This is a genomic window from Streptomyces sp. LZ34 (genome assembly GCF_053890475.1).
Genome location: NZ_CM132680.1, coordinates 6,639,724 through 6,664,085, shown reverse-complemented (window position 1 = coordinate 6,664,085; position 24,362 = coordinate 6,639,724). Strand labels below are relative to the sequence as shown.

At 71.7% G+C, this 24,362-nt stretch carries 22 protein-coding genes; 5 read left to right on the top strand and 17 right to left on the bottom strand.

Features of this window, described 5'->3' with window-relative positions; genetic code table 11:
• Positions 1 to 40: 40 nt before the first annotated feature.
• The 4 genes from ACWY4P_RS27245 to ACWY4P_RS27230 all read right to left on the bottom strand — a co-directional run bounded on the left by ACWY4P_RS27245 (position 41) and on the right by ACWY4P_RS27230 (position 5,284).
• Positions 41 to 673, bottom strand: coding sequence for an RES family NAD+ phosphorylase (locus ACWY4P_RS27245; protein WP_456202967.1), 633 nt, complete (start codon positions 671 to 673; stop codon positions 41 to 43).
• Positions 674 to 699: 26 nt separating this feature from the next.
• Positions 700 to 1,386, bottom strand: a complete 687-nt coding sequence (locus ACWY4P_RS27240) for a hypothetical protein (protein ID WP_456202966.1) — start codon at positions 1,384 to 1,386, stop codon at positions 700 to 702.
• The gene (locus ACWY4P_RS27235) at positions 1,383 to 4,979 is read right to left on the bottom strand and encodes a CHAT domain-containing protein (protein ID WP_456202965.1); all 3,597 of its coding nucleotides are present in this window, start codon (positions 4,977 to 4,979) and stop codon (positions 1,383 to 1,385) included. Before ACWY4P_RS27235 ends, ACWY4P_RS27240 begins: the two co-directional genes overlap by 4 nt.
• Positions 4,980 to 5,116: 137 nt before the next feature.
• On the bottom strand, positions 5,117 to 5,284 hold the full coding sequence (locus ACWY4P_RS27230) for a hypothetical protein (RefSeq protein WP_456202964.1): 168 nt from the start codon (positions 5,282 to 5,284) through the stop codon (positions 5,117 to 5,119).
• A gap of 172 nt (positions 5,285 to 5,456) precedes the next feature.
• Here ACWY4P_RS27230 and ACWY4P_RS27225 point away from each other — a divergent pair, with 172 nt between their 5' ends.
• Positions 5,457 to 6,653, top strand: a complete 1,197-nt coding sequence (locus ACWY4P_RS27225) for a sensor histidine kinase (RefSeq protein WP_456202963.1) — start codon at positions 5,457 to 5,459, stop codon at positions 6,651 to 6,653.
• Positions 6,641 to 7,285 (top strand): response regulator transcription factor, encoded by a 645-nt coding sequence (locus ACWY4P_RS27220; RefSeq protein WP_456202962.1) that lies wholly within the window; start codon positions 6,641 to 6,643, stop codon positions 7,283 to 7,285. The genes ACWY4P_RS27225 and ACWY4P_RS27220 overlap by 13 nt, the downstream gene beginning before the upstream one ends.
• 111 nt (positions 7,286 to 7,396) lie before the next feature.
• Here the strand turns inward: ACWY4P_RS27220 and ACWY4P_RS27215 are convergent, their stop codons facing one another.
• The 4 genes from ACWY4P_RS27215 to ACWY4P_RS27200 form a co-directional block, all read right to left on the bottom strand.
• Positions 7,397 to 10,000 carry an FtsX-like permease family protein gene (locus tag ACWY4P_RS27215; RefSeq protein WP_456202961.1) on the bottom strand — a complete coding sequence of 868 codons (2,604 nt, stop codon included), beginning with the start codon at positions 9,998 to 10,000 and terminating at the stop codon, positions 7,397 to 7,399.
• A complete protein-coding gene (locus tag ACWY4P_RS27210; protein ID WP_456202960.1) occupies positions 9,997 to 10,815 on the bottom strand; it encodes an ABC transporter ATP-binding protein in 819 nt (272 codons plus the stop codon). The genes ACWY4P_RS27215 and ACWY4P_RS27210 overlap by 4 nt, the downstream gene beginning before the upstream one ends.
• A gap of 229 nt (positions 10,816 to 11,044) precedes the next feature.
• A complete protein-coding gene (locus ACWY4P_RS27205; RefSeq protein WP_456202959.1) occupies positions 11,045 to 12,013 on the bottom strand; it encodes a hypothetical protein in 969 nt (322 codons plus the stop codon).
• Between the two features lie 312 nt (positions 12,014 to 12,325).
• Positions 12,326 to 12,748, bottom strand: a complete 423-nt coding sequence (locus ACWY4P_RS27200) for an ester cyclase (RefSeq protein WP_456202958.1) — start codon at positions 12,746 to 12,748, stop codon at positions 12,326 to 12,328.
• 106 nt (positions 12,749 to 12,854) lie between these two features.
• Between ACWY4P_RS27200 and ACWY4P_RS27195 the strand changes: the two genes are divergently transcribed.
• On the top strand, positions 12,855 to 13,469 hold the full coding sequence (locus ACWY4P_RS27195; protein ID WP_456202957.1) for a TetR/AcrR family transcriptional regulator: 615 nt from the start codon (positions 12,855 to 12,857) through the stop codon (positions 13,467 to 13,469).
• Positions 13,470 to 13,596: 127 nt separating this feature from the next.
• Here the strand turns inward: ACWY4P_RS27195 and ACWY4P_RS27190 are convergent, their stop codons facing one another.
• From ACWY4P_RS27190 to ACWY4P_RS27180, 3 genes are read right to left on the bottom strand one after another with little or no spacing between them, the layout of a single operon-like run.
• Positions 13,597 to 14,049 carry a hypothetical protein gene (locus ACWY4P_RS27190; protein ID WP_456202956.1) on the bottom strand — a complete coding sequence of 151 codons (453 nt, stop codon included), beginning with the start codon at positions 14,047 to 14,049 and terminating at the stop codon, positions 13,597 to 13,599.
• Positions 14,046 to 14,567, bottom strand: a complete 522-nt coding sequence (locus ACWY4P_RS27185; protein WP_456202955.1) for an RNA polymerase sigma factor — start codon at positions 14,565 to 14,567, stop codon at positions 14,046 to 14,048. The genes ACWY4P_RS27190 and ACWY4P_RS27185 overlap by 4 nt, the downstream gene beginning before the upstream one ends.
• Positions 14,548 to 15,000, bottom strand: a complete 453-nt coding sequence (locus tag ACWY4P_RS27180) for a DUF3995 domain-containing protein (RefSeq protein WP_456202954.1) — start codon at positions 14,998 to 15,000, stop codon at positions 14,548 to 14,550. The genes ACWY4P_RS27185 and ACWY4P_RS27180 overlap by 20 nt, the downstream gene beginning before the upstream one ends.
• Before the next feature lie 309 nt (positions 15,001 to 15,309).
• Between ACWY4P_RS27180 and ACWY4P_RS27175 the strand changes: the two genes are divergently transcribed.
• On the top strand, positions 15,310 to 16,203 hold the full coding sequence (locus ACWY4P_RS27175) for a D-alanyl-D-alanine carboxypeptidase family protein (RefSeq protein ID WP_456202953.1): 894 nt from the start codon (positions 15,310 to 15,312) through the stop codon (positions 16,201 to 16,203).
• Positions 16,204 to 16,279: 76 nt separating this feature from the next.
• Here the strand turns inward: ACWY4P_RS27175 and ACWY4P_RS27170 are convergent, their stop codons facing one another.
• A complete protein-coding gene (locus tag ACWY4P_RS27170; RefSeq protein ID WP_456202952.1) occupies positions 16,280 to 17,701 on the bottom strand; it encodes a serine hydrolase domain-containing protein in 1,422 nt (473 codons plus the stop codon).
• 164 nt (positions 17,702 to 17,865) lie between these two features.
• Between ACWY4P_RS27170 and ACWY4P_RS27165 the strand changes: the two genes are divergently transcribed.
• On the top strand, positions 17,866 to 18,597 hold the full coding sequence (locus tag ACWY4P_RS27165; protein WP_456202951.1) for a TetR/AcrR family transcriptional regulator C-terminal domain-containing protein: 732 nt from the start codon (positions 17,866 to 17,868) through the stop codon (positions 18,595 to 18,597).
• A gap of 21 nt (positions 18,598 to 18,618) precedes the next feature.
• Here ACWY4P_RS27165 and ACWY4P_RS27160 read toward each other — a convergent pair whose 3' ends face one another.
• The 5 genes from ACWY4P_RS27160 to ACWY4P_RS27140 form a co-directional block, all read right to left on the bottom strand.
• Entirely contained in the window at positions 18,619 to 20,232 is a 1,614-nt protein-coding gene (locus ACWY4P_RS27160) for a nucleoside hydrolase-like domain-containing protein (protein ID WP_456202950.1), read from the bottom strand.
• Between the two features lie 71 nt (positions 20,233 to 20,303).
• On the bottom strand, positions 20,304 to 20,978 hold the full coding sequence (locus tag ACWY4P_RS27155; RefSeq protein WP_456202949.1) for a 4-carboxy-4-hydroxy-2-oxoadipate aldolase/oxaloacetate decarboxylase: 675 nt from the start codon (positions 20,976 to 20,978) through the stop codon (positions 20,304 to 20,306).
• A gap of 19 nt (positions 20,979 to 20,997) precedes the next feature.
• A complete protein-coding gene (locus ACWY4P_RS27150; protein WP_456202948.1) occupies positions 20,998 to 22,209 on the bottom strand; it encodes an aspartate transaminase in 1,212 nt (403 codons plus the stop codon).
• Positions 22,209 to 22,952 carry an SDR family oxidoreductase gene (locus ACWY4P_RS27145; protein ID WP_456202947.1) on the bottom strand — a complete coding sequence of 248 codons (744 nt, stop codon included), beginning with the start codon at positions 22,950 to 22,952 and terminating at the stop codon, positions 22,209 to 22,211. Before ACWY4P_RS27145 ends, ACWY4P_RS27150 begins: the two co-directional genes overlap by 1 nt.
• 54 nt (positions 22,953 to 23,006) lie before the next feature.
• Positions 23,007 to 24,323 (bottom strand): MFS transporter, encoded by a 1,317-nt coding sequence (locus ACWY4P_RS27140; RefSeq protein WP_456202946.1) that lies wholly within the window; start codon positions 24,321 to 24,323, stop codon positions 23,007 to 23,009.
• Positions 24,324 to 24,362 lie beyond the last annotated feature (39 nt).

Sequence of the window (24,362 nt, the reverse complement as noted above, 5' to 3'; positions counted from 1 at the left end):
CGAGCGGGCGGGGCGGCAACCCCCGTGCCGCCCCGCGCGCTCACATCCGCATGCCGGCCGGCACGATGACCGCCCGCAGCGGAGCCAGGAGCCGGTTGGCCTCGTTCGCCCCCTCGAAGGTCCCCAGGTTGTGCACATGGCCGGGCACCGCCTTCAGCGGCTCCGCCCCACAGCGGTCGCCGAACAGCACCACGGCATGGTGGGTCCGGTACCGCCGCGACTGCCACAGCAGGCCCTGGGCCTGCGGCACCTGCCGCCGTATCTCCCGCGCCCAGGCGCGGGTCTGCGCGTAGCCCGGCCCGTCGGTCTCCAACAGCCACGAGTTCTGGAACACCCCGGCCAGGTCCTCCTCCTTGACCAGCCGCACCAGGGTGAGGTCTTCAGTCACCCGCAGCTTGGACAGCGAGCGGATCGCCGCCTTCGCCCACGGCACCTGCCGCATCCCGGCCGGCCAGGTGAACTCCATGTCCCGCAGCAGCACCTCGGCGAGGGTGGTGGTCGGCTCCGGAGCCGCGTACAGAAACGGATACGGGTCCTCGGCCGTGCCGTCGAAGCGGCTGCCGCCGAAGTGGGAGTGCGCGGTGACCGGGTTGAACCCGGTGCAGGGGTACGCCGTTTCATGACACCGCCACAGCTCGGTGCCCGCGTCCAGACCGACCAGGGCCGGACTCATGCGCGCGTCCTCAAAGGGAGCCTGCTCTACCATGCGCCATCCCCCACCAGCGCGGCGGCGGCCTCGGTCAGCAGCGCGTCCGGCACCCGTCCGACCAGGGCGGCGGGCGTGTCGCGCAGCCAGGAGTTGCCGGCGAGCCACCAGTCCGCCGCGCCCCAGGGGTCCTGGTCGAACAGCAGCAGTCTGTTGATCCGCTGCACGACCGGGCGCGGGTCCCCGGTATCCGGATCGAACTGGAAGTCCGGGTAACGGTCGCCCAGTTCGGGGTCGGTCAGGCGGATGAGCCCGGCCCTGGCCGGGTCCTCGGCGGCGGCGGCCGTGAGCTGTTCCGGGCCGCGCGCGGGGGCGGTCAGCAGCCGCTGCCTGACCCCCCGGGCGATCTCGGCGCTCGCGGGGTCGAGCGTCGGCCAGTCCACCGACTCCAGCAGCCGTATCAGTTCGTCCAGTTGACCGGCGTCCGGGAGGACCGCCGAGGGGGCGGCGCCCGGGGAGCGCAACTGGTCCAGCCGCCTGCGCAGCTCGTTCTCGCGCGGCAGGGGCAGCAGACACAGCCGCACCTCGCGCACCGCCCGGCTCATGGCCCTGGCGTCGTCCCCGACCTCCCGGAGCCGACGCACGCTGTCCTGGAAGCGGGCGAACTGCGCGGCGGTGAGCGACGCGCGGATCTCCGGCAGATGTCGGCGCAGCAGTTCCAGCAGATCGTTGGTGGTCATGGCCGTCCTTCTCCCGCTACGGCGGCATGGGCCGCTGGGTTGCCCTGGTGGATGAACCCGGCCCAGGACACGACCCGGGCCAGCCCTCTCACATTGCCCTCGGTCTCCGCCAGCAACTCGTCCGTCAGCCCGGGCACGGGGCGACGGTCGGGGTCGAGCATCCACAGCTGCGCGGCGCGCAGCGCGTCCGGCGGAGCCAGCCCGGTCACCGTCAGGTGGTGGTGGAAGACCACCATCAGCGCGGCGGACGCACTGTCCGACACCTTCCACCGCGAACCCACCACATCCGTGGCGCCACGGGCCAGCAGCGCCGTGGTCGGGGTCAGCGCCTCGTCATGGTCACGGCTGCTGAGGTCCGTCTCACAGGCGCTGAGCACGATCAACGGCCCGGCGGCGGACCGGTCCCCACCTGACACGGTGGGGACATCCAGAATGCGGGTGACCGTCAGCCGCCCGGAGCCCTGAGCGCCCTCGGCAAGATGCAGGGCCGAGTCAGTCGGCCGCAGCCCGGCCAGACCATGCACCACAAGATGCAACAGCGCCGCGGGTGTTGGACCGCCGGGAAGGTGGGAGAGCACATCCTCGGGCGTGCCCTCAGCCCCATCGGGCGCGTCCTCATGCCACCCGTACAACCGAGCACCGGGGTAATACGCGGCCCGCAGAGCCCCCACCTCGTCCTGCGCCCACATCAGATCCCCACTGGGATCAGCCACCAGCACCGCACACTCACCCCAGACGCCGGGCCGACCACGCCGCACCGCCCGCAAAAACTCCCCACCCGACGCCGCATACGACACGACCACGCCCTCGCACACATACCTGTACGCCCATGGCGCCGGAAGCCGCGCCGCGTGCCAGGGAACCGCACCGAGATTGCCGCACGGCACGAGCACCAGCCGGACAGGGGCCTGCTCATCCGGCCCGTCCGCCGGACGGACCCCCAAGGCGTCCAGCACCGGGCCGAGCACGTCCGGCCCCGCCCAGTCGCACAGCCCCTCCAGCGCGGCTACCCACTGCCGGTGGGCCTCGTCGTACGCGTCCAAGTCGCCCTCGGGCACGGCCGAACGCCGCGCACCCGCGTCCAGATAGCGCTCCAACGGCCGGCGGTTGAGCGCACCGAGGCCCGGCAGTTCCAGCGCGGTCGGCCGGCCCGTACGCGGTACGAGCACGGCCACGCCGTCGGCCGTACCCTGGCCGGGCACCAGGTAGACCAGGGCGTCGGACCCGGCGGCCCGCAGCCCCTCCCGCAGCTCCGCGAGCCCGGGCGCGCCGAGCAGTCCGCGCAGCCCCTCCGAGCCGTCGTCGGGCCGCCGCAGCGCTTGCAGGGCGCGGCGGCGCAGGGTGCTGGGAATGGCGAGGCCGGGGGCGGGCTCGCTCGGCATGATGCGCGCGAGCGCGCTCCGGACATCTTCCGGAGTGCCGGGGCCGGGGCCGGGGCCGGTGCCGGGGCCGGTGCCGGGGCCGGGGCTGATTCCGGCGCCGCCGTCCGGCGGTGTGGCCTGGGGCGGGAGGTCCCGTACGGCGTTCCGCCACTGCTCGGCCAACTCCGCCTCGCCCTGGGCGGCCAACTGCTCCGGGACCCCGCCCGCCGCGGCCGCGGCGCGCAGCACCAGCCCCCGCCCGTTCTCCAGCGACTCCACCGCCTCGCCGATCCGCCCGTCCACCGCTGCCCAGCCGGCGGCGAGCAGCGCGCGGCCGGCCCCCGCCCTGGCCACCTCGAGGCCGTGTTCGGCGCCGAGCTGGAGCAGGACGTCCTCGGCGAGCACCCGCAGCGACTCCTGCGCGGTGGTGACGGCGGCGCCGAGGTCGTCGCGCTTCCGGTCGCCGCGCAGGTGGTACGCCTCGGCCAGGTCCCACAGCACCTTCTGGCGGGTGTCCGGGGTGGTGCGCTCGGTGAGGTCCTGGCGGGCCCGCTCCAGCTCGCCGATCGCCTCCTCCAGAACGGAGCGGTCGTCGGTCGACTTGTGGACGGCCAGCAGCGCGTAGACGAGGGCCTGCCGGATACGGACATGCCAGTCGGCCGTCGAAGCGGGGCCGTCCAGGGCCCGCCGGGCCCGGGCCACGGCTTCCCGGACCCGCGCGGGGTCCGGTTCGACCAGGGAGAACAGGGTCAGTGCGGGGGCCCAGGCCGCGTCCATCATGGGCCGGGCGAAGGCCGGGACCTTCGGATGCTCCGCCGCCTCCTCGATATAGGCGACGGCGGTGCGCAGGGCGGTGACCCCACCCTCCAGCAAGGCCAGGCTCAGCTGGGCCTGGCCGAGCAGGAAGAGCACCAGGAACTGCCATTCGTCGCGGTCGCCGCTCTCCTCCAGCAGGTCGAGCAGCTCGTCCAGCAGGTCTTCCAGCTTTTCGCTGTCCCGCTCGTCCAAGGCCTGGTTCGTGCGCATGTGAAGGTGCATGCACCGGTTGCAGATCCGCAGCCCCTCCGCGCCGGGGCCGGTGGCGTGTGCCGAGTCGAACACCGAGGACGCGGAGCCGAAGAGCTCGTCGAGTTGGGCGCGCGCCTGGTCGCGGTCCTTCAGGTTGCCGCCCAGCACGGTGGCCGCGGACAGCAGACCGGGCGAGATGACACCGGCCATCCAGTCCACCCGGCCGGATCCCCCGTCCCCCACCGCGCCGTTGATCAACTCCGCCGCCTCGGCCAGCCGGTCGGCGTCGCCCGTGCGCACGCCGTGTGCCATGCGGCTCAGCGCGGCCCGCATCGCGGTCTCCGCCTCTTCGCCCGCCGGCCCCTGGCTCACCGCCTCGACCAGGGTGTCCAGGTCTTCCGGCCGGATGGTGCCGGGCACTTGGAGCTCCATCAGGAGAACGGCCTGCGCGAAGGTGAGGGCGGCCTCCTCTTCGGTGAACTCCTCCGGCGGCTCGGCCACACCGTCGTCCGTGGCGAACTCGGCGGCCATGTCGCTCAGGGTCCGCAGCAGCTCGGAGTAGCCGCCCGGCAGCCGCTCCGACATCTGGGCGGCCAGGTCGGCCATCTGATCGAGGTCTCCGGAGCGCGAGACGGACTGGGCCCGCTCAAGGGTCTCGGCGATCCACGCCAGGGGTTCGCCGACGCTCTCGGGCAGCGTCGGCGTCAGTTCTGTCAGCAGTCCGACCAGCTCCGCGAGGTCGCCGGTCAGCTGCGGGTCGCCGGCCGATATCCGGCGGCCCACCTCGAAGGACTCCATGAGCTGGGACAGCGTGCCGTTCCACCCGGTCACCATGGCGGGCGTCAGCAGCAGCTGAATCTGGTCGAGGGTGGCGAAGGCCTTGTCCCGTGGGTCGAGCGCCCCGGTGGCGCGGGCCGCGCGCAGCAGCCCCAGCCCGCGGGCCCGGTCCTCGTCGGTGGGGGCCCGCCGGTAGCGGTCGGCGTACAGGCCGCCGAGGCGGGCCCGTACGGTGCACAGCAGCGGATCGCCGTCCGGGACGGCTTCGGCCAATTCCGCTTCGAGCGCGTCCAGTGCGGACCGTGCGCGATCGACTCGCGCGGGGTCGGGTGGTGCGGAGTGGGGCGGCGCCCCGTCGGTGTGCCGGTTCGACGCGGTGCACACCAGGGCCTCGGCCGCGGCCCGTTCGGCTCTGCCGCGTAACTCCGCGACGTCCATCACGCACATGAGCCCGGCCCCCCTTTGCCGCCTTGCCGCCTTGCCGCCTTTGCCGCGCGACGCTGCTTCCATCATCGTTCGCTACCCGGAAGCGCAAGAGGGGTTTGATCGGCTCTGCCGGAAACCGACCGGAAGACGGCCGCGAATCACCCGGCCTGCTTGTCGCGCAGCACGTACAGGCCCGCGGCCGACGCGAGCACCACGACGCCCGTGCCGACGCTGACCAGAATCTGTGTCACCCCGTCAAAGGTGAAGCTGGTGAGGACGTTGGCGACGAGGGCGATCATCAGGGCGATCCAGAGCAGAGACTTCATCGTGAGGTTCCTTCGGTGAGCGGTGCCGGTGAGCTTGTGTGATCCACAATGCCGCTCCGGCACCCAGTCGTTCGAGGGAGCGCCCTCCCGAACTTGTGGTGTAGCGGGCTACACCATCGGCCGGGGAGCGCTCTCGCCCGCGCCCCCGCGACCGCTCGCTTAGCCTGAGGCCATGCGGGAGACAGTGGACCAGGCGGGGCGGGCCACGGCCCAGTTGATGAAGGGGGCCGCGCTGGCCCTGGTGTCATATCTCTTCATCGCGTTGCTGCTGTTCACCGCCGTCGCGACGCTCTTCGTGGTCGGTGCGGGCGTGCTGCCCGAGACGGTGCTGCTGCTGCGCAGGATGGCCGGGTTCAAGCGGCGGCAGGTGGCCGCCTGGTCGGGGAAGCCGATCCCCGAGGCGTACCAGCCGCTCACCGGCGAGCTCTTCGAGCGGGTGCGCACGGCGACCCGGGACCCGAGCACCTACCGGGATCTGCGCTGGCTCTTCGCGCACTTCGGCTACGGCCTCGTCCTGGCGTACATCTCGCTGATCGTGTGGTCCGTGGGGCTGTTCGTCGACGGGGTGTGGTGCGGGCTGCTGGGGCGACGGGCGGTGGTGCTGCCGCTGCTCTCGCGCCTCGCCGACCTCGACGCCGCCTGTTCGGCCGCGCTGCTGACCCCCTCGCCCGAGGCCCGGCGCAACGCCGACCTCGCCGAACGGGTCGAGGAGCTGACCGTCACCCGGGCGGGCGCCGTGGCCGCGCACGGCGCCGAGCTGCGGCGGATCGAGCGCGATCTGCACGACGGCGCCCAGGCCCGGCTGGTGGCCCTGTCGATGCGGGTCGGGCTGGCAAAGCGGGCGTACGACAAGGACCCCGACGCGGCGCGCAAGCTCCTCGACGACGCGCAGAACCAGGCCGAGGAGGCGCTGACCGAGCTGCGCCATGTCGTCCGCGGCATCCACCCGCCGATCCTCACCGACCGCGGGCTCGTCGGCGCGGTGCGCGCGCTCGCGGCCAGCAGCGGGCGCGATGTGGCCGTGGCCGCGGACGGGGTCGAGGGGGAGGAGGCGCCGCGGGCCCCCGCCGCGGTGGAGGCGGCCGCGTACTTCGTCATCGCGGAGGCGCTGACCAACGCCGCGAAGCACAGCGGGTCCCAGCGCGCCCGAGTGGAGCTGATCCGTACGACCGGGCGGCTGCGGATCGTGGTGCGCGACGAGGGCCGGGGCGGCGCCGAGACCCCGGCCGCGGGCCCCGGCGGAGGCATGGGCGGCAGCGGAATGCTCGGGATGCGGCGCCGGGTTGCGGCACTTGACGGGACGATGGAGGTGAACAGCCCCGTCGGAGGGCCGACCGTGATCGAAGTGGAGCTGCCGTGCGCGTGGTGATCGCCGAGGACAACGCCTTGCTGAGGGAGGGGATGGTCCTGCTGCTGACCTCCGCCGGACACGAGGTGGTCGCGGTCGCCGGCAGCGGCCCCGAGGTGCTCCCCTCCCTCCTCGAGCACCGCCCGGATGTGGCCGTCCTCGATGTGCGCATGCCCCCGGGCTTCCGCGACGAGGGCCTGCGCGCCGCGCTCGCGGCGCGCCGGGAGATCCCCGATCTGCCCGTGCTGGTGCTGTCCCAGTACGTCGAGGAGACCTACGCCGCGGAGCTGCTGGGCGGGGGCGCGAGCGGGGTCGGCTATCTGCTGAAGGACCGGGTGGGCCGGGTCGACGAGTTCCTGGACGCCCTGGAGCGGGTCGCGGCGGGCGGCACGGCGCTGGACCCGGAGGTGGTCACGGAGCTGATGACCCGGCGCCGCGACGATCCCCTGGACTCCCTGACCCCGCGCGAGCGCGAGGTGCTGCACCTGATGGCGGAGGGCCGCGACAACACCACGATCGCGAAGACGCTGGTGGTCTCGGACCGCGCGGTCAGCAAGCACATCGGCAACGTCTTCGCGAAGCTGAGCCTGCCGCCGAGCGACAGCGGGCACCGCCGGGTGCTGGCGGTGCTGGCCTATCTGAACAAGGGGTGAGACAGGCCCCGTCCCCAGCGGCTCTGCGGTGAGTTCGGGACACGGACACGCCGTGGCATCGGCGTGTCGCCGACCCGAACTCACCGCAAACCCAGGCCACTCACCGCACAGCTACGCCGGGCCCGTCCCCGGGTAGCGTCCGCGCAGCGCGGCCCAGGACGGCGGCAGCGTCCCCGCGACCGTGGTCACGGCGACCACGGCGACGATCACCAGCCCCTGGACCGGCGGCAGATACGGCACCGTACGAGCCATCGCCACGCTGAACGCGAGCAGCGGCACCGACGCCACCGCCGCGCCCACGGCCAGGCCCGTGACCGCCGTGGCTCCTGCCTCGAGCCGCAGCATCCGGCGCAGCTGGCGGCGGCCGGCGCCCGCGAGGCGCAGCAGGCGGAGTTCGGGGCGGCGGCCGATCGTGATGAGCGAGAGGGTGCTCAGGACGGCGATGGCCGTGAAGGCCCCGATCGCGGCGACCGCGGCCACGGTGACCACCTCGACGAGCGCCTGGTCCTCCGGCTCGACCTGGATCGGCGCGGGGTCCGGCTCCACGCGGGCCCCGGGGACCGCCGCGGCCAGGGCCTTCGCGACCGTCGTGCGGTCGGCGCCGGGCGCGACGGTGACCAGGACCCGGCCCGCGCCGGGCGTCGAGGTGTGGGCCAGCAGTTCGTCGCGCGAGAGGAGGACGTCGCCCAGCGCGAGGGAGCGTTCGTACGTCGCCACGACCCGCAGCTTCGCCTCCGCGCCGTCCCCGAAGCGGAGCGTCACCGTGGAGCCGGGCCGCGCGTCGAGCGAACGTGCTCGGTCGCCGCCGACCGCGACGGTGCCGGGCCGCAGCGCGCTCAGGGAGCCGTTTTGCGGCTTCGGGTCGAGGGTGTGCGGCAGGCGCTGCGGAGTCACGCCGAGCACCGGCAGCCGGTCGAGCTGGGGTTCGCCGGCCTCGCGCCGGGCCAGCACCACCGTGCCGCGTACGACGTCGGTGGCCGCCCGTACCCCCGGCACGTCCCGGATCCGCTCCACGGTGCCGCGCGGCAGTCCGCCGTCCGCGCGCACCGCGAGGTCGGCGCGCATCGCCGCGCGGGCCTGGGACTGGCCGGCGTGGGTGAGCGTGGCGCCGCCCGAGAGCTGTACGGCGGCGAAGGCGGTGACCAGGATGATCGGGGTGAGGGCCGCGCCCAGGCGGGTGGCGGAGGCCGCGCAGTTGGCGGCGGCGAGGCGGCCGCCGGGCCCGCCGAAGCGCCGCAGCGGGGCACCGAGGACACGCATCGCGCCCGTGGCGATCCACGGTCCGAGCAGGGCGCACCCGATGACCATGACCACCGCGGCCGCCCCGGCCGCCGCGGCGGCGGCCTGGCCGGACTGGAGGACGGCCGTGCCCGCCGAGCTCGCCCCCAGGAACAGCAGCACCAGCCCGGTGACGCGGCGCGGCGTGCCGGGGGCCGGCTCGCGCAGCGCCTCCGCCGGGCGGAGCTTCGCGGCCCGGGCGCAGGCGATCCACGCCGCGACGCGCGCGATCAGGACCGTGATCCCCGCGGTGACCAGGGGCGCGGGCCACAGCCAGGGCGGGAGGGGGAGTTCGAGGCCGGGCGGCAGCGCGCCGCGCGCGTCCAGCAGCCCGCGCAGCCCGGCGTACGCGGGGAGCGCCGCCACGGCGCCCAGCAGCGCCGCACGGGCCGCGACCCGCCCCACTTCCCGGCCGACCGCGCCGCGCAGCTGCCGCGGCGTCGCGCCGACCGCGCGCAACAGCCCCAGCTCGTGGGAGCGTTGCCGCAGCGCCTGGACGACCGTCGAGGAGACGACGAGCAGCGCGATGAGGACGACGGTGCCGGCCACGGACCCGAGCAGTTCCAGCATGCCCGTGCGGGCCGGGGCGGCGGCCAGGAACTCGGGGCCGCCGCGCCCGTCGCCGGTCAGGACCCGCACCTTGGCCGAGTCGCCGTCCGCGCGCCGCCCCGCGCTGTGGATCTCCGCCGCGTCCAGCGCGTGCCGCACCCGGGAGGACAACTCGCCGGTCCCCACGCCGGATTCGGCGATCACCCCGATGGCGTCCAGGGTGTCCGGGTGCCCGGCCAGGCGGCGGGCCTCGGCCGCCTGGAAGTAGACCGCGGCGCGCGGGCCGTCGGCGACGCCCACGACGGTGTACGCCGCGTCGGCCCCGGCCACGCGCAGCGTGACCCGCTCGCCGGGGCGGGCCCCGCCGCCCACCACGACCTCGCCCGCCCGCCGCGGGGCGCGCCCGTCCCGCAGCTCGTACGGCGCGAGCCGGGCCGCGTCCCAGGGCCGGCCGGTGAGGGCCTGCCCGGCGCGCCCGACCTGGAACACCTCGTCGGCGACGGCCTCCCGCACGCCGGGCACCTTCCGCACCACGCCCAGCGCGCCCTCCGGCACCCGCACCCGCTCGGTGAGCCCGGCCCGCGCGGTCTGGGGGTCGCTGCCCCAGGGCTTGGCGGTGAAGCGGGTCTCCTGGTCGCCCGCGACGACGAGGTCGGCCGCCCCGTACCGCTCCACACGGGCGTGTCCGAGCCCGGCCGAGGCGACGGCGAGCCCGAAGGAGCCGAGCAGCAGGGAGGTAAGGGCGAGCGCGGCGAAGACCGCGGCCCACGCCTTGCGGTGGGTACGGGCGGCGCGGGAGGCCAGCAACTTGGTCACGCGCACCCCGCCCCGTTCAGTCTTGGCGCGCTCCAGCGCACGGGCCTCCTTCGTCACTGCCGGCACGCTCATGCTCCCCACCCCTCCCCACGCGCCGCGCCCTGTGCGCCCTCGCCCGCGCCCCGCCCCAAGTCCCGCATCACGCGGCGTACTTCGTCCGCGCCGGGCCGCTCCAGCCACCCGACGACCTGCCCCCGCGCCAGAAACAGGGCCTCATCCGCCCAGGCGGCCGCGACCGGGTCATGGGTGACCATCACCACCGTGTGGCCGTCGCGGTCGACGGCCTGCCGCAGCAGCGCGAGCACGTCCTGCGCGGTGGCCGGGTCGAGCGCGCCCGTGGGCTCGTCCGCGAAGACGATGTCTGGCTCGGTGACCAGCGCGCGGGCGATCGCCACCCGCTGGGCCTGCCCACCGGACAGCTCCGCGGGCCGGTCCTCGCCCCGCTCCCCGAGCCCCACCGCCGCCAGCGCCCGCGCGGCCCGCCCGTCGGGCGGCGCGCCGCCGAGCAGCAGGGGCAGGGCGACGTTCTCCGCGACGCTCAGCGACGGCACGAGGTTGTGCGCCTGGAACACGAACCCGATCCGCTCCCGCCGCAGCCGCGTCAGCGCGGCCTCCTTGAGCGAGGCCAGCGCCGTGCCCCCGATGCGCACCGTCCCCGCCGTCGGCCGGTCGAGCCCGGCGGCACACTGGAGCAGGGTCGACTTCCCGGACCCGGACGGCCCCATCACGGCCAGGAACCGGCCCCGGGGCACCGTGAGATCGACGGGGTGCAGCGCGACGGTCCCCCGCCGGTACTCCCTGCTCACCCCTTCCAGCGCGAGCGCGTCGGCCACCAGCCCCGGCCCCTCCGCGCCCACCGTCGCCAAACCGCCCCGCTGCCTGCGCATTCGTACGCCCTCCCCAAGTGATCGGATGGATCGCCATGTCCGCTCACGAGGCTAGGAACGGGCGGGGGCGCGGGGCAGAGAGCGCGCTCCCGTTCTGGGGGTGTAGCGGGCTCTACTATCGGGCGCGACAGTATCGGCACCGATACTATCTGTAGCGATACTATTCACTGCGGGAGTGTCCAGGACGCGCCTTGGAGGGGATCCGCGAGGCCGCCGACGCGCCGAAGTGTCATTCGTACTGCGAGACCATCGCCGCCAGGCCGCACTCGGTGTCCAGGAAGAACGTGTGGTAGCCGACCGCGTGATCGATGTCCTGCGTGTCGATCTGGGCGATGTACGCGATGAGCTTCCCGCATGCCTGGCACTCCGGGTACTCGGCGTCGTCCATCCATACGGGCCGGCCGCCGATCGCCGAGCCGACGGGGTAGCGGCCCGATCGGTGCCCGGGGACCAAACGCACGGTGGGCGTCTCGGTCGCCGGGAGGCTTGTGCCGGGCTCGGGGGGATCCGACAGACGACAGGTGCCGTCCGCTCCGACGCTCATGAACACGGTGTCGGCGTCTACGGCGCATCCATAGCAGACAACCAACCTCAGCCGCCCCGACCAGCCGACGTGCGCCAGCGCCTCGGCCACCCGCCCATCGGCCGTGTCCAGGTCCAGCGCGGTCCACATCACGCCACCGCATCCCGCGCAGCGCCCGTGCGGGGCACCGGCCCCGGCTCCCTCTTCGCCCGCTTCCTCTTCTACGGCTTCTACGGCTTCTACGGCCTCCAGCCGGTGGGCGACAGGCCCGCACAGCTCCCGGACCCGGTCCCCTTCCAGCATCCAACCGCCCTCCGGCATGTACTCGGCGGGCCCGAGAAAGAGCTTGTCAGCCCCGGGTGGCGGCTGGTCGCGCCAGCGCCGGAAAGCACCCTCGGCGACCGGGCCCCGCGTCTGGGCCAGGGCCATCAGCAGATGGTTCAGATGCAGTGCGCCCTTGCCGCCCGCGTCGGCCTCCGCGACGAGACCGCGCTGGATGTCACCATCGGCCGCGCGGTACAGCTTGGCCGGATACACCACGTCCGCCGCGAGGAGCCGGGGCAGATGAGGCGCCAGGTCTTCGGGAGCGGTGTCCGCCAGCTCATCGAGCTCGGGGAGGTCACCATCGCCGGTGGCAATGGCCCGGACGATGAGATCTTCCAGATTCTCCATCATCCGTGGAACGTAACAACAGCCGCCGACCGCCTGTCAGGTGGCGGGGAATCGCCCACGCTTGGCAGGGACGACACCAGTACGCGCAAAGGTCCGGGAAACCTCGACAACCCACAACATCGGGGGCTTGTCCTGTCCCAAGACCACACGTCGCCGTATACGTGCCGACACCTTGCCCTGGATCACATCTGCCGCTTCTCGCGGGTGCCCCGCACGGAAGGTTCGGAGGCTGATTGAAGAAGGCCTCCTGCCGGCGGGCGAGGTTCTCGTTGGGCGCGGCGGTCACCAGCCGGCCGCCAGAGGCAGGAGGTTCTTTCACAGGCCCAACTGGTCGCGCATCGCGTCGGCGTCGCGCAGGGCCCAGTGCTCGACGATTCGGCCGTTGCGGACGCGGACCATGTCCATGCTGAGGACCTCGTAGCGTCGGCCGGAGTCCGTGTGGGTGCCCCGGCTGGTGTATCGGTTGACGGAGGTGTCGCCGGAGACGACGTTCTGCTCGATCGTCACCGAGACGTCGTGGAACGCGCTGCCCGCGCTCATCCGCTCCCACTTCTGTCGCCAGGCTTTGCGTCCCCGGTGATCGCCTTGGGTGCCTCCCCGGTGGTCGACGACCTCAGGGTCGATCAGTTTCAGTGCGTCTTCGAGCCGGCCTTCCAGGATTTGCGCGTAGCTCTCGACGATGCGCCGGTGAATCTCTCCCGGTCCTGGGTGCGCGGTGTCTTCTGCTCCCTGCGGCATGCGGCATCTCCTCTGGTGGGGATACGTGAGGCAGCAAGTGGGGAGCCCCCCGTTTGCCGTGTTCGGCTACCGTAACCGGGGAAGTCCCCGATTAACAAGGAGGGTCATGCCATCGCAGAGCGCCGGACCTGCACCGCGTTCGGAACCCCAGCGTCGTCGTCGCGCGGACGCTCAGCGCAACTACGACCTGCTCGTGGCCGCGGCCAGGGACGTCTTCCACGACCACGGCGTCGACGCCCCGCTTGACGACATCGCCCGCCGGGCCGGCGTCGGCAACGCCACGATGTATCGGCACTTCCCGACGCGTCGCGAACTGATCATCGCCGTCTACTCCGAGGAAGTGGCCGAGCTCTGCGCCCGGAGCCAGTCCCTACTGGCCGAGGATCCTCCCGGCGACGCCCTCTTCGACTGGCTTCAGGATTTCATCGCACACGTGGCAGCCAAGCGGGAACTGGCGCTGTCGATCACTGATGACCGCACCGGTCAGCGATCGGCGCTGTTCGACCGCTGGCACCACTCGATGCACACATCCGCGTCCGCACTGCTGACCCGGGCGCAAAGCGCCGGTACTGTCCGTGCCGACCTGAACGCATCGGAACTACTCGCCCTGGCCAACGGGATCGCCCTGACCACCACCGACGCCACTCAAGCAGAGCGACTCGTCGTCCTGGTCAGACAGGGCACGGACACTCCCCCGACACCGGACGACAGCATCCGCTGAAAGCGGGGTCGCGCGGATAAGGGGCCGGCTCATGGTCGGCGTTGTGGACGGCACCGGTGCCACCATCAAGGCGTCAGGGTCCGGGCCGGCGGCCTCGTCCGGGTACCCGAAGCCGGTGCCGGCCGGCTCACAGCAGGGCCGTCAGGCGCTGAACGCTGCGGCTGCCCTCACGACGTACACCCAGGGGGATCAGGGCGGCACGGGTCGGCAGGCGCACGCCTCCGGTGAACGCCACCCGAGTGCCCGCGCCTTCGGGCGCCGCCGCTACGCCGAGCAGCAGGAACCGGCTCTGCAGCCAGCACCAGCCGGGCCGCTGCACCCCGCGCAGTCGGGCCCGCATCCCGTACCTGCTGCGCGCCAGTGCCTCCACGTGCTCGCCCTGCCGGCGGACGACGCGAAGCCGCTCCATGTCCGGTACGACCTGCCCGAAGGTGCCCTCCAGGTCGCTCAGCAGGGCCCAGACCCGTTCGAAGGGGGCGTCGATGTGCGCCTCGGTCACGTGGGCGCCGCGAATGCCGGCGGCCAGGGCGTGCAGGCGGCGTACGGGGTCGAGGTCGGTGATGGGCCAGGGCTCGTTCATGACGTCCACGCCTTCCGGAAGGTGTCGCGGGCCCGGTGCAGCCGCGACTTGACGGTGCCCGTGCGGACACCGAGCAGCGCGGCGGCGGCGCGCTCGTCCAGGCCCTCCACGTCACGCAGCATCAGCACCGCGCGGTGCTCGGGGGAGAGCCGGTCCAGTACGTCCCGGATGTCGGCGGAGAGTTGGGGGTCGCCGCGAGCGGGAAGCGCGGTGAGATCGGCCGGTACGGTGCGAGCGGCACGGTGCGCGGTGCGGATCGCCTCCCGCACGGCGATGGCACGGACCCAGCCGTGCAGGGCGGCCGGTTCCTTGAGGGTGCGCAGCGACTTGAAGACCGCCACCAAGGTCTCCTGCGCCGCGTCCGCGCCCTGGTCCAGGGCGATGGGCGCGCAGACGCGGCCCACGTACGGGGCGAGGAGATCAAGGAGTTCGGCCATGGCGAGGGTGTCGCCACGCTGGGCGGCTCGCACGAGCCGGACCGTCCGGTCATCGGGTCGTTCATCGGGCACGGGCCGCATCCTTCCACCGCACCACGCGCAAGGCGGCGACGGCCAGGACGGCGCACAGTGGGGTGTAGGGCGTGAGGTTGAGCCAGTAGAAGGCGGTACCGGTCTCCTTGGCGAACAGCCAGTAAATCCCAGCCAGGGCGCGCAGCGAGAGTCCCACGGCCACGGCCAGGGTGCCGACGCGGAGTAGCAGGTGGCGGGGGCGGCGAGAGTGGGCGAGGACGAGAGCGGCGGCGGTGAGGAGCAGGCCGACAAGAGGAAGCAGGATCGGCGGTGTGAACGGCACGTCCGTACCGAGAACCGCTTGGGACAGGCTCCTGTCGTCGGCCGCGGGCCATGTGGCTCCCGTCGTCCAGTACAGGTGGAGCACGGCGTCCACGGTGAGCACCGAGGCAACGAGCGCGGCGGCGCGGGTGGGGGCGGGGGTGTCAGGCCGGTTCCGCATGGGTCCTCCTACGGCAGGGATGGAACTCCGTCGCCCTGTGGAGGAGCTGGCCGCGCGAAACGTTCCCTCTCGGAATACGGGAATTTCCCGAAGGACAGGTGGGTGACCTCGGTGACCGAGGTGCCGCCCGCCGCGACGGCCTGACGGTGAACGGCGTCGGAGGTTCTGGCCTGGATACGGCCACCACACGCCGGGCCGCCGGGGATGGGCTACTGTCACGGGGGCACATCCATTCGCCTGTCTCATGCGTCTCTTGAGTAAGCGGCACTTTCATATCGCCGCCCCGCAGGGGCATTTGGAGTATCTGACTTGAAAACCGGCATCAAGGGCATTCGTCGCGTATCCGCCGTGGCCGTCATCGCCGCGGGAGCCCTCCTGTCCGCCGGGGCATCGGCCCCCGCGCAGGCCGCCGCGACCGCGGCCCCCACGATCACCGCCAAGGGCGGGTTCGTGATGAACAACGGCACGGGGAAGTCCCTCTACACCAAGGCAGCGGACACCCGGCTCTCCACCGGCTCCACCACCAAGATCATGACGGCTCGGGTGGTGCTCGCCCAGTCGAACCTCAACCTGGACGCGAAGGTCACAGTCCAGAAGGCGTACAGCGACTACATCGTCGACAACAACTGGGCCTCGTCGGCCAAGCTGATCGTCGGCGACAAGGTCACCGTCCGCCAGCTGCTGTACGGGCTGATGCTGCCGTCCGGCTGTGACGCCGCGTACGCGCTGGCCGACAAGTTCGGCACCGGGTCCACGCGGGCCGCGCGGGTGAAGTCGTTCATCGGCAAGATGAACACGACGGCCAAGAACCTGGGCCTGACGAACACCCACTTCGACTCGTTCGACGGCATAGGGCACGGCGCGAACTACTCGACGCCGCGCGACCTGACCAAGATCGCCAGCAGCGCGATGAAGTACTCCACGTTCCGTACGGTCGTGAAGACGAAGTCGACGAAGCAGAAGGTCACCACGAAGAACGGTGGCTACCGCTACATGGAGTGGACGAACACCAACCCGCTGCTGGGCACCTACTCGGGCACCATCGGCGTCAAGACCGGGTCGGGCCCGGAGGCCAAGTACTGCCTGGTCTTCGCCGCCACCCGGAACAACAAGACGGTCATCGGCACGGTCCTCGCCTCCTCCACGATCGACAACCGCACGGCGGACGCGAAGAAGCTGCTGAACTACGGCTTCTCGAGGTAAGCCCGGGGAGCAACCCCAGACACGCGTCGGGCCCGCCCGCGACCGTCTTCCGGTCGCGGGCGGGCCCTTGTCGCGCTCAGGCGATCTTGGGCGCGGCGCGCATACCGATGTAGCAGCAGGCCGTGCCATCGGAGAGGGTGGAGAACACCACGGGCATCCAGTCCTCGCTGAAGGAGGGGCCGACGCCGGAGGCGGCGAAGACGGTGTCCGAGAGCGGGATCAGGTCCATCTCCAGCGGCGGGGAGAAGTCCGCCATGCCGCCGACGAACTCGTACCGCAGGTGGGGTGCGCCGGCGCGCTCGCTGACGGTGATGACGACGCCCTCGCGCTCATAGGTGCCGAGGTGCGGGGTGATGTCCACCGCGGGCGGCTCGGCCGCCGGGGCGAAGGCGTCCGGCATCCGCACCCCGGCCAGCTCGCCGAGCAGCTCCCGGAGGAGATCGGCGTAGAGCCGGCGCGCGCCGCCGCCGTTGGTCAGCAGGGCGATGGCCACGCCCGCCTCCGGCACCACGCGCAGATAGGCGTACTGCCCGATCGAGGCGCCGTCGTGGCCGTAGCCCGGGGTGCCGAACCAGTCGTAGAGGGTCCAGCCCAGCCCCCAGCCGTCGGCGCTCACGGTCCACTTGTCCGGGACGTCGACCTCGCGCCGCTGCATGGCCGCGACGGTCTCGGGGGCGAGCACACGCGTGCCGTCCGGCGCCGCGCCGCGGTCGAGGTGCATCCGGGCCAGCCGCACCACATCGCCCGCGGTGGCGCAGACCCTGCCGTACGGGCCCGCCGAGCGCGGCATCAGGTCCCACGCGGGCGCCGGCTCCGGGTCCTGGCCCGGCTCGCCCAGGTGCCCCATCGCGGCGCGGAACCGCAGCACCTCCTCGGGGAGGGTCATGGTCTGCTCAAGACCGAGCGGGGCGAGCAGCCGGTCCTTGAGCGCCGCGTCCCAGGTCTGGCCGGTGAGCACCTCGACGATGCGGCCCAGCACGTTGTACCCGACGCTGCTGTAGGAGACCGCCGTCCCGGGCGGGCAGTCCAGCGCCACCCCTTTCGCTGCCTCGACATAGCGGGCCAGGCAGTCGTCCCCGCGCCCGGTGTCCTCGGTGAAGTCGCAGGTCAGACCGCTGGTGTGGCTCAGTAGCCGCCGGGTGGTGATGGCCCTCGTGGCCTCGGGGTCGGCGACGGCGAACTCCGGCAGTACGTCCACCACCGGGGCGTCCAGGTCGAGTTCGCCGGATTCGGCCAGCCGCATCACCAGCGTGGCGGTGTAGACCTTGGCGATCGAGCCGAGCTGGAACACCGAGTCCGTGGTGGCCTCCACGCCGGTGCCCCGGTGCAGCACGCCGCTCGCCAGCTCGTGCGTCTCGCCACCGGTCAGCACCGCCAGGGTCGCGCCCGGCACGTGGCAGGCGGCCCGCAGCTCGTCGAGCCGGGCCTGCCAGCGCGTGGCGTCGAAGGCGGGCGCCTGGTGGGCGGAGTGCGTGAGCTGGCTCGTGGTGCTCGACATGGCGTCTCCCTCGATGACGGACGGCACGTCCGAACGGCGTGCGCTGTTCCGAACACTGTACGGAGACCGCACACTGTTCGCAAGCCCGTACGCCGTACGCCCGAGCGGCTATCCTGAGCCGCGACAGAAGAAGCAGAAGAAGCAGCCGAAGAAGAGGAGGCCGCATGCCGACCGACGAGAAGCAGCCGATCCCGTCCGTGTGGACCCGCCCCCGGCCGCGCAGGCGCGAACAGCCCGCGCTGAGCCGCGAGCAGATCGTGTCCGCCGCCCTCGAACTGCTCGACGCCGAGGGAACCGAGGCCCTGAGCATGCGGAAGCTCGGCACCCGGCTGAACGCCGGGGCCACCTCGATGTACACGCACGTGGCCAACAAGGACGAGCTGATCGAGCTGGTCGTGGACGAGGTCTACGGCGAGATCGAGGTACCGGAGGCCACGGACCCGGCCCACTGGCGGGACGCCGCCACCCGCTGCGCCCGCAGCCTCAGGTGGGCGATCCTGGCCCACCCCTGGATGGCCTCGGTACTCGGCGGGGCGGGGGTCACCCAGCTCGGGCCGAACTCGATGCGGCTGGCCGCGGGCATGCTGGCCATCTTCGAGTCGGCGGGCCTCCCCGCGGGCGAGGCCGACCCCGCCGTCTCCACGCTCACCGCGTACGTCGTCGGCATGGCCGGCAGCGAGGCCGCCTGGCTCACCACGCTCGCCCGCAGCGGCCTGAGCGAGCGGGAGTGGGTGGAGCGGATGTGGCCCGCCGCCGAGGACGCCGCGCGGGACCACCCCGTGCTGCGCGAGCAGTACGCCGCCCAACGGGCAAAGGACCCGCGCGAGACCCGGGACGAGAAGTTCGACTACGGGTTGCAGCGGGTCCTCGACGGCCTGGCGACCCGGCTCGGCTGAGCCGGGCCCGGGCCGCCGGTTTCAGCTCTTCACGGTGAGCACCACACGTTGGTACGACGTGAGCGCCGGCGAGCCGTTGTCCGTTGTCTGCAGGATCAGGTGAATCGTCTGGCCGGGCACCGCGTCCTGAGGCACCTGGAGTTTCGCGATGTGGCGGCGCGCCTGTGAGGTCTGGGTGAGCGCAACGGTGCCCGGGTAGGTGTCCGCATCGCCGTATTCCCACCATGTGCTGGTCAACCGGTCGCCGTCCGGGTCACGGGTGAGTCCGTTGAGGACGACTGACTGACCGCGCGCGACGGTCCGGTTCAGCGGCCCGGTCACCTCGACGGCCGGTTCGTGGTTCGCCTTGGAGTACTTCGGAGTGACCGTCCACTTGAGCCTGGCGGCGAAGTCCAGCTGGGCGGCACCGAACCAGCGGCTTGCGGCATAGTCCGTGGACGACTGGCCGCTCGGGTCGGTGTCGGGTCCGTTGCGTCCGCCCCAGCCGCCGTAGCTTGGATCGGTGTCACCGCGCAGACCGTTGTCGAGCAGGTTCATGAAGATCGAGGTGTCGCCCTCGGAGATCCACGAGCCCTTTTCCTGGGGAGCCGTCCAGACCACGTAGCCCATTGCCCTGAGTTGTTCGGTGGTCAGGCCGGAGAAGCCGAAGTAGTCGAAGATGTCACCGGGCACCATCTGCTCCCCGTCGCCCCAGACCCGATAGAACTTGCCGAACGGGCCGACACCGGACACGTTGGCCTTCGTCCACTCGGCGGACAGGTACTTGGTGTCCTGGGGGAGCACCGCACCACGGGCCCCGTAACCCCAGACGTTGGTGGACATCTGGCGGAATCTCACATCGGGCCAATTGGGCTTGATGTACTTGGCATAGGTGTCGTCCTGATCCCCGAAGGAGTGGATGACCGCCTTCTGTGACACCTTCCGGTAAATCGACTCCCACTGTGGCGTGTTCTGGTACTCATCCTTGATCGACTTCAATGCCCGGGCGATCGTGCTCTGGCCCGCGCCGGTGAGCAGGTGGACGGGGCCGGGCTGATCGTCCAGCAGCGTCCGCTTGATCAGCTCGGATCCCGGGCTGTCCTTGGAGATGTCGCCGTCGAACTCGATGTTGCCGGTGAAGATCTTGGACCGCAGCTCCTGCGGGGCCGGGTATCCCTGAGCGTGCGCCCGCAGGTTGGGATAGGCCTTCGCGTAGATTCCGACCGCGTCATCGATGAAGCGCTCGCCCGGTTTCCACCGCCATGACGTGCACGGACAAAGGTTCAGACCAAACCGGGTGTACTCGCGCCCCGGCACGAACCAGGTGGTGCCCTTTCCGTCACCGGCCCAGTGCACACCGCTGCTGGAGTACACCAGGCCCTTGGTGTTGAACTCGTTGCTGTACAGCAGATAGCGGACGAGCGTGTTTTGGTCGTCCAGTTCCGGATCGGCCATGAGGATGACGCGCGGCTTGTCGCCGTGCCCGGCGGTGCCCCGAACGTCGCCGCCGCGTGGATGATCCTTCGGTGTTGTCGATGCCGCGGCGGCCCCACCCATCGAGATCATCGACGCCATGATCCCCGCGAGCGCGGTGATGGCGGTGAGAGAACGTCGTCGCGGGAAGCGCCTGGCGGTTTTCTGAGCGGTTCTGCGCATGAACCCTCTTTTTCCCCGCCGGCTCGCCCCGCAACCGGGCGTCGGTCGCGGGCGGGCCCTCGGCTTGTCCGCTACTCGTCGATCACGAGGCCCTTCGCCTCGAGCACGGCCGCGAGGCCGCTGACCTCGATGACGCTCTTCCCGGCCCGGTAGGCGGCTATGTATGCGGCTTCGGCGTCGACGCGCTCCTGGGACTTGGCGACGACGTCCGCCACGTCTTCGCGGCGTACGACCACGACCCCGTCGGCGTCCGCGCGCACCACGTCTCCGGGGCGGACGAGTTCGCCGCCGATCAGTACGGGTTCGGCCATCGGGCCGACGGTTTCCTTGACGGTGCCCTTGATGGAGACGCTGCGGGAGAACACCGGGAAGCCGAGCTCGCGCAGTTCCCGGGTGTCGCGGACGCCGGTGTCGGTGATCAGGCCGCCCAGGCCCTTGGCCACGCAGGCGTTGGCCAGGACGTCGCCGAAGGAGCCGGCCTCGGCGTAGTCGCCGGCGGACACCACGATGACGTCGCCGGGGCGGGCGTGGGCGATGGCGACCTGGAGCATGATGTTGTCGCGGGGGGCGCAGCGGACGGTGAAGGCGGGGCCGCACAGGGACATCTCGGGGTCGACCGGCTTGATCACCGAGGCGAGGGCGCCGAGGCGGCCCTGGGCCTCGTGGATCGTGGCGGCCGAGTAGGCGGCGAGCCGGTCGACCAGCGCCGGGTCGGGCCGGTCGAATGCGGTGTTGACGCGGATCATGGCGCTCCGTTCAGGAGATTCAGGAGAGGTCGGCGCAGGCGCGGCCGAGGCGCTCGCAGGCTTCGGTGAGGACGTCGTCGGAGGTCGCGAAGGAGATGCGGAAGTACCCCGGCGATCCGTACGCGGCGCCGTGGATCACCGCTACGTGCTGCGACTCCAGCAGGTACCGGGCGAAGTCCTCGTCGGTGCGGATCTCGTCGCCGGACGGGGTCCGCCTGCCGAGTACCGCCGCGCAGTTGACGAAGGCGTAGAAGCCGCCGCTGGGCGGGGTGCAGGACAGGTCCGGGATGTCGCCCAGCAGTTTCATCGTCAGGTCGCGGCGCGCGCGGTACACGGCGACGGTTCGGCGTACGAACTCCTGGTCGCCGGTGAGCGCGGCGGCGGCGGCCGCCTGGCTGATGGACGACGGGCAGGAGGAGATCTGCGACTGAAGGGTGTTGATGGCCGTGACCAGTTCGGCGGAGCCCGCGCCGTAGCCGATCCGCCAGCCGGTCATCGCGTAGGTCTTGGAGACGCCGTTGGTGAGGAAGACCCGGTCGGTCAGCCGTGGTTCCACGGCGGCCAGGCTGGTGACCTGGCCCGGTTCGTACCAGATCTCGTCGTAGATCTCGTCGGTGAGCACCTGGACGTGGGGGTGGGCGAGGAGTACGTCGGCGAGCGCGCGGAGTTCGCCGGCGGTGTAGGCGGCGCCCGTCGGGTTGCCCGGGGCGTTGAGGATGACCCAGCGGGTCCGGGCGGTGATCGCGGATTCCAGCCGCTGGGCGGTCAGGGTGAATCCGTCCGTCTCCGGGCAGGGGACGATCACGGGGGTGCCGTCGTTGGCGAGCACCATGTCCGGATAGGACACCCAGTACGGGGCGGGGATGACGACCTCGTCGCCCGCGTCCAGGGTGGCCGCCAGCGCGAGGAAGATGATCTGCTTCGCGCCGCCGCCCACGGTGATGCGGTCGGCGGGGTAGCGCAGCCCGTGCCGCCGCTCGAATGTCTCCGCGATGGCGGCCCGCAGCTGTGGGGTTCCGTTGACCGGGGTGTATTTGGTGGCGCCCTGCCGGATCGCCGCGATCGCCGCGTCCTTGACGTGGTCGGGGGTGTCGAAGTCGGGCTCGCCCACGGTGAGGTCCAGGATGTCGCGGCCCTGGGCCTTGAGTTCGCGTACGCGCTGGGCGGCCGCGGTGCTCGGCGACGGCTTGATGCGGGCCACGCGCTGTGCCGTGCGCTGGGCCGTGCGCATCAGTCGGCCCGCCTCTCGAAGTTGAGTCCGCCCGGCACCTGGAACGTCGGCAGGATCTCCACGTGGCCGATGTTCACATGGCGGGGCGAGCCGATGGCGAATTCGATCGCGTCGGCGATGTCCTCCGGCTTCAGCGATTCGTAGCCGTCGTAGTACTGGCGCCGGGCCTCTTCCATGTCGCCGAGGAGCCGGCCGAAGATCTCGGTCTCCACCCGGCCGGGGCAGATCTCGGTGACGCGGATGCGGCGCCCGTATCCGTCGACGCGGAGCTGGCGGGAGAGGGTGTGCACGGCCGATTTCGTGGCGTGGTAGATGGTGTTCCCGCCGAAGTTGTAGACGGCGGCGATCGAGCTGATGTTGACGATGTGCCCGAGGTCGCGTTCGACCATCCCCGGCATGATCAGCCGCACCAGGTGCAGCACCGCCTGGATGTTGACCGCGATCTGCTCGTCGATGGCGAACTCGTCGGCGGTGAGGATGTTGCCGGAGCGGGAGACCCCGGCGTTGTTGATGAGGATGTCGACGTCGATGCCGTGCAGGAGTGTGGTGAGCGCGGCGGTGTCGGTGATGTCGACGGCGTGCGGTACACAGCCCGTGCGCCGGGCCAGGTCGTCGAGGCGGCCGGCGTCGCGGGCGACGGCGTGGACCTCGAGTCCCTGCTTCGCCAGCCGCTCGACGACCACCGCTCCGATCCCGGTCGAGGCACCGGTCACCAGGGCGGTCCTGTAGTCGGAGAAGGGCATGTTGATGTGCTCCTCGGGGAGAGGTGGGTGGTTCTGATCGGTGCTTGTTGTGCGCTACGCGTCGCGCAGCGGCAGATGCGCCCTGTCCTGCACCCGGGAGACCGCGATGAGCGTGCCGAGGGCGGTGACGACCGCGTAGAAGGCCGGCATGTTGACGTTCCCGGTGCGGCTGATGAGGTAGGTCATCAGCAGGGGCGCGGTCCCGCCGAAGAGGGCGGAGGAGATGTTGTAGCCCAGGCCGTAGGCGGAGTAGCGCAGCCGGGTGGGGAAGAGCTCGACGAGCAGGATGTGGATGACGCCCGTGTGGCCGGCGAAGATGACCGCCATGACACAGGCGCCCAGAATGGCGAGCAGTACGTTTCCGGTTCCGATGAGCAGGTAACACGGAATTCCGGCGACCGCCATGGCGACCGCGGCACCCGCGAGGACCTTCTTGCGCCCGATCCGGTCGGACAGCGAGCCCATGAAGGGGATGGCGAGGGAGATGGCCACCAGGCTGGTCGCGGTGACGAGCAGGCCCTGCACCTTGCTGAAGTGGAGCTCGGTGTTCATGAACGTCGGCATGTAGCTGAACAGCACGTAGTAGCCGGATCCGTTCATGAGCGGGATGAACAGAGCCAGGAGCATCGCGCGCCGGTGCTCGGCGGAGGCGAACGCCTCCTTGAGCGGGTTCTTCGACAGGCCGCCCGCTTCCTTCAGGCGGGTGAAGTTCGGCGTATCGCTGATCCGCTTGCGGATGTAGATGCCGGTGATGCCCAGGGGAATGGCCAGCAGGAACGGGATCCGCCAGCCGTAGGACTCCATGCGCTCCGCGCCGAGGCCGCTGGTCATTCCGGCGGCGATCAGCGTTCCGGTGAGGAGGGAGAGGAAGGAGGCGATCTGGGCGTAGCTGGTGTAGAGGCCGCGCTTGCCCTCGGGGGCGTGTTCGGCCAGGAAGCTCATCGCACCGGACGCCTCGCCGCCGACCGAGAAGCCCTGGAGTACGCGTAGCAGGATGAGCAGGGCGGGAGCCGCGATGCCGATGCTCGCGTAGGTCGGCAGGACGCCGATCGCCGCGGTCGCGACGCTGATCAGCATGATGACGAAGACGAGCATGCGCTGCCGCCCGATGCGGTCACCGAGGTGGCCGCAGATGACGGCACCGAGGGGCCGGAAGAAGAACGAGACGGCGTAGCCCAGGAAGACGAGCTGGACCTGGACGGCGTTGGTGGCGTCCGGGAAGAAGACGGCGCCCAGGGTGCCGGCCATGAAGCCGAAGATGCCGTTGTCATAGAGCTCGGCGAAGATGCCGACGCAGCCCGCGAGGGTGACTTTCCGCGCGGTTCTCGGGTCGACGACGTGGGGTGCCGGCTGAGCGGCCACGGTACTCATGGCTGTCTCCTTTTTACAGGCAAATGCACTGGCATATGG